This window comes from Laceyella putida (genome assembly GCF_042665195.1).
GTDB lineage: Bacteria > Bacillota > Bacilli > Thermoactinomycetales > Thermoactinomycetaceae > Laceyella > Laceyella putida.
The window spans coordinates 1-7,820 of record NZ_JBHTBW010000064.1; the positions used below are offsets into that span (position 1 = coordinate 1).

A 7,820-nucleotide genomic window follows, 5' to 3' on the forward strand; every position below is an offset into this window, starting at 1 on the left:
CCGAAGTGTCACATCGAATTGACAGGTCACGTTCACTCTTTAGTTTTCAAGGAACACTTCATTTTTCAAGTCACCGCTCGTTCGCAGCGACAAAAATTATCCTACTAAAAAGGTGAATCCAAGTCAATAAAAATGATTATTATTCTTTTATTGCGAGTATTAACTCATCTTTTCTTATCATCTTATATCGTTTCAAACTCAACGATCCCTTATGCACAACACACTTCATCTTGCATGATGATAAATAGGGTCCCAGCCACATACAATGAAGCTTCCCTTGACCACTCCCCATGCGTAACGCAGGGAATTCTTGGGTAATCCCTTCTATCGAAGAAAAATGGACCAAGCTTAGACCGCCAGCCCAGCAGTCCATTTCAACAATTTCTGTCTGGAGTTCTTTTGCCTTGCTAGGGGTTTTCTCGCTCACAAAGATATAAAAACAACCAAGGCCCAGTCATGCAACCGGGCCTTGGTGGCCATCAAATTTTCATGATTCCGCCGGTGCTGGCGGATGTGACCAGTTTGGAATAACGGGCAAGGTATCCGGTTTTTACTTTTGGCTCAAAACCTGCCCACTTGGCTCTTCTCTGCTCAAACTCTTCTGGTGACAATTTCACTTCCAATTTGTTTGCGACAATATCGATGACGACAATATCCCCATCTTCGATAAAGGCAATCGGTCCACCTTCAGCCGCTTCCGGCGATACATGACCGACGCAAATGCCCCTTGTCGCACCTGAAAAACGGCCATCAGTGACCAATGCCACTTTTGCCCCCAATCCCATCCCCACAATCTGCGATGTTGGCGCCAGCATCTCCGGCATGCCCGGGCCGCCTTTGGGGCCTTCATAACGAATCACGACAACATGCCCCGCTTTCACTTTGCCGCTGGCAATGCCCTGCAGAGCTTCATCCTGGGAATCAAAGACAATCGCCGGCCCCTCATGGCGTGTAATGCCATTTTGTACCGCCCCTGCTTTGATCACCGCACCATCAGGTGCCAGATTGCCAAACAGGATGGACAACCCTCCTTTTTGGGAGTGCGCATTCGCCAATGGACGAATGACATCCCGATCCAAAATATCAGCTCCTGCGATATTTTCGCCCAACGTTTTGCCCGTTACCGTGATCGTATCAAGATGAAGAGCCCCCTCTTTTTTGCTGAGCTCATTCAGAATGGCGGAGATGCCACCAGCCCGGTGCACGTCTTCAATGTGATAATCGGATGCAGGGCTGACTTTACTCAGATGGGGTACCTTTTCCGCCAATTGGTTGATCCGTTCCAACGAATAGTCCAATCCCGCTTCATTGGCAATGGCTAGCGTATGTAACACCGTGTTGGAGGAACCACCCATTGCCATATCGAGGGCAAACGCATTGTCAATCGCCTTTTCAGTGACGATATCACGGGGTTTCAGATCCATGTCGATCAGTTTCAAGATTTGTCTGGCTGCTTGTTTGACCAGCTCTTTTCTTTCTTCACTCACCGCCAATATGGTTCCGTTGCCTGGCAGAGCCAACCCGACAGCTTCCAACAAACAGTTCATCGAATTGGCTGTAAACATCCCCGAACAGGAACCGCAAGTTGGACAACCGAATCTCTCCAGTTCTTCCAGACTAGCCTCGTTAATCTTACCGACTTGGTAAGCCCCAACCCCTTCAAATACTGATGACAATGAAATGGAGCGTCCATCACTCGTTTTCCCCGCCTTCATCGGACCGCCTGATACGATGATCGTTGGTATATTGACGCGTAAAGAGGCCATGATCATGCCAGGGGTGATTTTATCGCAGTTGGGAATGCAGATCAGACCGTCAAAAGCATGGGCTGATACCACCGTTTCAATGGAATCGGCAATGATCTCCCGGCTAGGCAAGGAATAACGCATCCCGATATGCCCCATGGCAATCCCGTCGTCCACCCCAATGGTATTGAATTCAAATGGGATGCCACCCGCTTCACGTACCGCTTCTTTCACCAGTCGACCGAATTCTTGCAAATGCACGTGCCCCGGAATGATGTCGATATAAGAGTTGGCGATGGCGATGAAGGGTTTGTCCCAATCGGACTCATCCCGGATCTGCCCTGTCGCCCGCAATAAGCTGCGATGGGGCGCGCGGTCAAAACCGCGTTTTATCGTGTCACTTCTCATTTTTCTCACAGTTTGCTCCCTCCTTTTCCTCTAAATCAACAAATGAAATAGATTCGGATCTTTGTTGATCTCAATATATTCCACTTTATTTTGCTCCATGCGCTCAATCAAGAGGGGGTATTCATCCCGGTTCTTGAGCTCAATCCCTACAAGGGCTGGGCCGTTATCGCGGTTATTCTTCTTGATGTATTCAAAACGGGTGATATCCGCTTGCTCGGTCAACACCCCGTTGATAAATTCACGCAAGGCGCCGGCCCGTTGCGGGAAATTGATGATAAAGTAGTGCTTTAGCCCTTCATAGATCAGGGATCTTTCTTTGATCTCCGACATGCGATCAATATCGTTGTTCCCGCCGCTGACGACGCAAACCACGTTTTTGCCCTTGATCTCATCTTGATAGAAGTCGAGGGCGGCCAGCGGCAGCGCACCCGCCGGCTCCACGACTAAGGCATTCTCGTTGTACAGTTGGAGGATGGTGGAACAAACTTTCCCCTCAGGCACAAGCGCCACATCATCCAGCACTTGCTTACATATCTCCAACGTCAAATTTCCCACTTGTTGCACTGCCGCGCCGTCAACGAATTTGTCCATTTCATGCAACGTAATATTTTCATTTTTGGCTAACGACTCATACATCGCCGGCGCTCCGGATGGTTCGACACCGATAATTTTGGTCATAGGACAGACCTCTTTCAAATATGCCCCTACGCCAGCTGCCAGCCCACCTCCGCCAATGCTCAAAAATACATAGTCAATGGGCTCAATCAATTGTTCGATGATTTCCATGCCCACCGTTCCTTGACCCGCGATCACATCCAGATCATCGAAGGGATGCACAAACAGCATTTGTTCCCTCTCACAATAACGCATGGCTTCCGCAAACGAAGCGTCAAAGGTATCCCCTGTCAGGATGATCTCCACAAAAGGACCGCCAAAACGCTCAACTTGACTCACCTTTTGGTTGGGTGTCGTGGTAGGCATAAAGATTTTCCCTTGCACTTGCAACATGCGGCAAGAATACGCAACGCCTTGCGCATGGTTACCCGCGCTCGCACACACAATCCCTCTGCTCAACTCTTCTTTGGAACGACGGCTTAGAAAGTGATAAGCTCCCCTAATTTTGAAAGAACGGACAACCTGTAGGTCTTCTCTTTTCAAAAAAAGTTGACACTGATACCGATCGGATAAAAGCAAATTATGTTCAAGCGGTGTTTTTCTGACGACATCCTTCAACATGCGCCAGGCTCTCGTCACTTCATCCTGTCCTAGCATCACTTTTGTATTGATCATTCTCGCCTTGCCCCCACATCCTAAAAGAGAAATCGATTATTTTTGCATCCAGCTCATCATCTCACGCAATTTCGCGCCCACTTCTTCAATCGGATGGTTGGCCTCTTTTTGCTTGATCGCATTGTAAGACGGACGACCCGCTTGGTTCTCAAGAATCCATTTCTTCGCAAACTCACCTCGTTGGATTTCAAGCAGCACTTGGCGCATTTCTTTTTTCGTCTCTTCGGTCACGATCCGATCGCCGGTCATGTAGTCACCGAATTCTGCGGTGTCAGAGATGGAATAACGCATCCGGGACAAGCCGCCCTCATACATCAGATCCACAATCAGTTTTAGCTCATGCAAACACTCAAAGTAAGCGATCTCCGGCCGGTATCCCGCTTCAACCAACGTTTCGAAACCGGCTTTGACTAAGGCGGACACGCCACCGCACAGTACGGCTTGTTCACCGAACAGGTCCGTCTCCGTTTCTTCACGGAAGGTTGTTTCAAACACGCCCGCTTTGGTACAACCCAATCCTTTGGCGTAAGCAAGTGCCACTTCTTTGGCTTTGCCTGTCGCATCTTGATGAACCGCCAACAGTCCCGGCACCCCACCGCCCTGCTCAAATACGCGACGAACCAGGTGACCCGGGCTCTTAGGTGCGACCATAGCAACATCCACATCTTCAGGCGCGACGATTTGACCGAAATGGACATTAAAACCATGCGAGAACAGCAACATTTTGCCGGCGGTTAATTCAGGAAGAATTTCTTCACGGTATACCTTAGCTTGGAACTCATCAGGCAACAAGATTTGGATCACATCCGCACGCGCGCTCGCTTCTCTTACGGTCAATACTTCAAAGCCATCCGCTTCCGCTTGTTTCCAAGACTTTCCTTGTCTTAAGCCGATAACCACTTTCACACCCGAGTCACGCAAGTTTTGCGCTTGGGCGTGGCCTTGAGAACCGTAACCGATGACCGCTACCGTTTTTCCACGCAGCACGTTTAAATCCGCATTGTTGTCATAATACATTTGCATGTTGAAACCTCTCCTTTTGTTTTATTTGTGTGAATTATTAGATTAATGGCTTTCGCCAGAAATTCTCTGTACATTAATCACATCAATTTGCCTGCTTAATTGTTTGATCATCTGTTCCAGCTTGGAGTCATCACAATCCATCGTGATCGTCATCGTGGAGAAATTGGCTTCGCCATCCTTTTCAACCAACAGATGTTCAATGTCAATCCCCCGGCGCAAATACGCACCCATGACTCTTAAAAAGGCACTTGGCTTTTTGTTGACCAATAATTTGATCGTCTGTTTCATTCTTCCCATCCTCCCAGGATCATTTCATCATTGCCTTTGCCCGGAGGTACCATCGGAAACACATTTTCCTCTTCTTCAACATTGAAATCAACAACGACCGGGCCCGGATGGGCTAATGCTTCTCTAATCGCCATCTCCGCTTCGGCTTTTGTTGCCGCGCGCAAGCCTTTCACATTGAATGCTTCCGCCACTTTCACAAAGTCCGGCGATCCGATTTTGGATTCGGAGTAGCGATTATCGTAAAAGATTTCCTGCCACTGTCTTACCATACCCAAAAAATGATTGTTGATGACAAAGACTTTAACAGGAATATTGAACTCCGCAATGGTCTGCAATTCCTGAATGTTCATTTGGAAAGAAGCGTCCCCTGCGATGCAAACGACTGTCGCATCCGGTTTGGCCAGTTGCGCTCCCATGGCCGCCGGAAAACCGAATCCCATGGTTCCCAATCCACCTGAAGTAATAAAGCTGCGAGGTTGGCGGACTTGATAAAAATGCGCCGCCCACATCTGATGCTGTCCAACCTCCGTCGTGACAATCGCCTTGCCATCCGTCAGCTTGCTCAAGTAGTCAATCACAAACTGGGGCTTTAATCCACCATCCGGATGTTGTTCGTACTTCAGGGGATATTCTTTCGCTCTTTGCGTAACCTTGCTGATCCAGGCGCCGGTGTCAGGCTTTGGAGAATGCAGCAAGAGCTGAGCCAATGCCTTTTTCACGTCACATACGAGTGGATAGTCAATGACCACGTTTTTGCCGATCTCAGCAGGATCGATATCGATATGCACTTTTTTCGAGTTCGGCGAGAAACGTTCCAACTTTCCGGTAACCCGATCATCAAACCGGACACCACATGCGATCAATAAATCACATTCATACACGGCCATATTGGCGGCATAAGTACCGTGCATGCCTAGCATCCCCAAATACAATGGATCATCCGGTTCAAACGCACCCAGTCCCATCAAGGTGGAAACAACAGGGATATTGGCTTTTTTGGCAAACAATCTCAATTCCTGGGCCGCTTCCGCATGTATAATGCCTCCGCCAATATATAGCAGTGGGCGCTTAGCCTTATCAATCGCTTGGGCAATCGTGGCAATTTGCTGTTGGTCGGGCTCTTCAATCACTTGATAGCCGGCGAATTCAATCGTTTCTGGAATGTGGAACTCAGCTATGCTGTTCAATACATCTTTGGGGATATCGATCAAAACTGGACCGGGCCGACCCGTACTCGCCAAATGATACGCCTCATGGATAATTTTTGGGATTTCTGACGGATCATGTGGCTGATAGCTATATTTGGTTACAGGCAACGTAATCCCCAACACATCGGCCTCTTGGAAACCATCCGTTCCCAACATGGAAGTTGCCACTTGACCGGTAATGATGACAACGGGGACGGAATCCATGAAAGCATCCGCGATGCCGGTCACAAGATTGGTTGCACCAGGTCCAGAAGTAGCCATCACCGTTCCCACTTTTCCCGTTGCACGCGCATATCCTTCAGCCGCATGGATTGCCGCTTGTTCATGGCGTGTCAACACATGATGTATGCCACTGTTGTATAACGCATCGTAGACAGGCAAGATGGCTCCACCCGGATAACCAAAGATGGTGTCAACACCAAGGCGTTTCAAACATTGAACCACCATCTGAGCACCAGATATTTTTTCAATCTTCTGACTAACCTGGGTGTTCATTTTACCTTCACAACCTTTCCTCACAAATGGTTTGCACTAAAGCCAAAACAACTTGTGCCTTTTAAGAAAAGCGAAAAGTATGAGAAAAGTGCATGGCTTTTTCGGCTTTTCTGGTCAATGTCGTCGATTCCTTTTCTCATCTTAAGCAGCTCTCCTTTTTCAATGGTTTCAAAATAAAAAACTCGCTCCAGCCATCAAACAAACGCTCTTGCGCACGAACGTTTATTCTGATTGCTGAGGCGAGAATCTCGCGGTACCACTCAGCTTCTCCGTTTTTCTCGCGAAAAACAGACTCACTAAGTCCCTCTAAGGACTTTAGTCCAGTAACGAGGACAAAACCGTTGCTCTTTACTCAGGGAATACTTCCCCTTTTAAAAGCAAAACTCAGAGGCGACGTTCGAAGTTGGATGACGGCCATCTTCTCAGCCATGAGATGGTTCTCTGTACATCAGAGCCTACTTCTACTTTTCCTCTTCAACGTAGTAGCATAATGAAGTTATGTTGGTATTTTCTAAAAATTCATTCTATAATCGGTATGCAACTTCCTCTTCCCTTCAACAACTTGATAGCCAATGAAAGCGCTATCTTGCTATCAGGTGAAGTATAGTGATCGTCATAATTGGCATTACACACAAAAAACTTTAAAGATTTTCATATATCATGTTATTAAAAATGATTATAGTAACCTCTTTCGATTTTGTCAACAATTAATTTTCTGATTCAATAAATAAAAACAATAACTTTATAATACCAATCGCTTTTACAAGATCATACCGTTCAGGCGCATATCATCCTCTTGCGCATATGTACGCTTGTCATATCGATTATCATATTAACCAACATCTTGATTATGACCATTGAATGATCCTTGCTCCCTTTTTTCTTATCATAACATACTCGAAAGCATTTGATTCATAAAGGTCATTAAGGTATGAGAAAAATCTGTGACAATGGACTGTGTTACGAGGTATGATCTTTAAACTTATATTCGTAGTATAGCAAAAGAGAAAAAAAATGTATATTGTTTATTGCGATTCTTCTGCGGTATTTTTTTGTAGATAAGCGAACACAACAAACCCCCACTTCAAGATGAAGTGGGGGTTTGTTGGGGCCTGGCAACGACCTACTCTCCCAGGGCTTAGGCCCAAGTACCATCGGCGCTGGAGGGCTTAACTTCCGTGTTCGGTATGGGAACGGGTGGATCCCCTCCGCCATCATCACCAGACGTTGGCTTCTGAGTTGAAGCACTATGCGGTTCAAGGTGGTTCACACCTTGAAAATTAGATTGGAATAAAGCATGTTGCAAATGGGAGAGATCTATGTGTAGGATAAGCCCTCGACCGATTCGTATCCGTCAGCTAAA

5 protein-coding genes, 1 rRNA gene and 1 other annotated feature are annotated in these 7,820 nt (G+C 47.1%); all 6 genes read right to left on the reverse strand.

All coding sequences use genetic code 11. From position 1 onward, the window contains the following. Positions 1-479 precede the first annotated feature (479 nt). Positions 480-2,153, reverse strand: coding sequence for a dihydroxy-acid dehydratase (gene ilvD / locus ACFQNG_RS17815; protein WP_379867147.1), 1,674 nt, complete (start codon positions 2,151-2,153; stop codon positions 480-482). 30 nt (positions 2,154-2,183) lie between these two features. Beyond that, positions 2,184-3,443 (reverse strand): threonine ammonia-lyase IlvA, encoded by a 1,260-nt coding sequence (gene ilvA, locus ACFQNG_RS17820; RefSeq protein ID WP_379867142.1) that lies wholly within the window; start codon positions 3,441-3,443, stop codon positions 2,184-2,186. A 36-nt stretch (positions 3,444-3,479) separates the two neighbouring features. After that, positions 3,480-4,466 carry a ketol-acid reductoisomerase gene (locus ACFQNG_RS17825; RefSeq protein WP_379867143.1) on the reverse strand — a complete coding sequence of 329 codons (987 nt, stop codon included), beginning with the start codon at positions 4,464-4,466 and terminating at the stop codon, positions 3,480-3,482. Between the two features lie 42 nt (positions 4,467-4,508). Next, on the reverse strand, positions 4,509-4,754 hold the full coding sequence (gene ilvN, locus ACFQNG_RS17830; protein ID WP_379867144.1) for an acetolactate synthase small subunit: 246 nt from the start codon (positions 4,752-4,754) through the stop codon (positions 4,509-4,511). Next, entirely contained in the window at positions 4,751-6,457 is a 1,707-nt protein-coding gene (gene ilvB, locus ACFQNG_RS17835) for an acetolactate synthase large subunit (RefSeq protein ID WP_379867146.1), read from the reverse strand. The genes ilvN and ilvB overlap by 4 nt, the downstream gene beginning before the upstream one ends. Before the next feature lie 232 nt (positions 6,458-6,689). After that, positions 6,690-6,944, reverse strand: a binding site (T-box leader). A 623-nt stretch (positions 6,945-7,567) separates the two neighbouring features. Next, a 5S ribosomal RNA gene (gene rrf / locus ACFQNG_RS17840) occupies positions 7,568-7,682 on the reverse strand. Positions 7,683-7,820: the final 138 nt, after the last annotated feature.

Coding starts and splice junctions, on each gene's coding strand:
- ilvD (WP_379867147.1), bottom strand. CDS start 2,153: ATGAGAAGTGACACGATAAAACGCGGTTTTGACCGCGCGCCCCATCGC.
- ilvA (WP_379867142.1), bottom strand. CDS start 3,443: ATGATCAATACAAAAGTGATGCTAGGACAGGATGAAGTGACGAGAGCC.
- ACFQNG_RS17825 (WP_379867143.1), bottom strand. CDS start 4,466: ATGCAAATGTATTATGACAACAATGCGGATTTAAACGTGCTGCGTGGA.
- ilvN (WP_379867144.1), bottom strand. CDS start 4,754: ATGAAACAGACGATCAAATTATTGGTCAACAAAAAGCCAAGTGCCTTT.
- ilvB (WP_379867146.1), bottom strand. CDS start 6,457: ATGAACACCCAGGTTAGTCAGAAGATTGAAAAAATATCTGGTGCTCAG.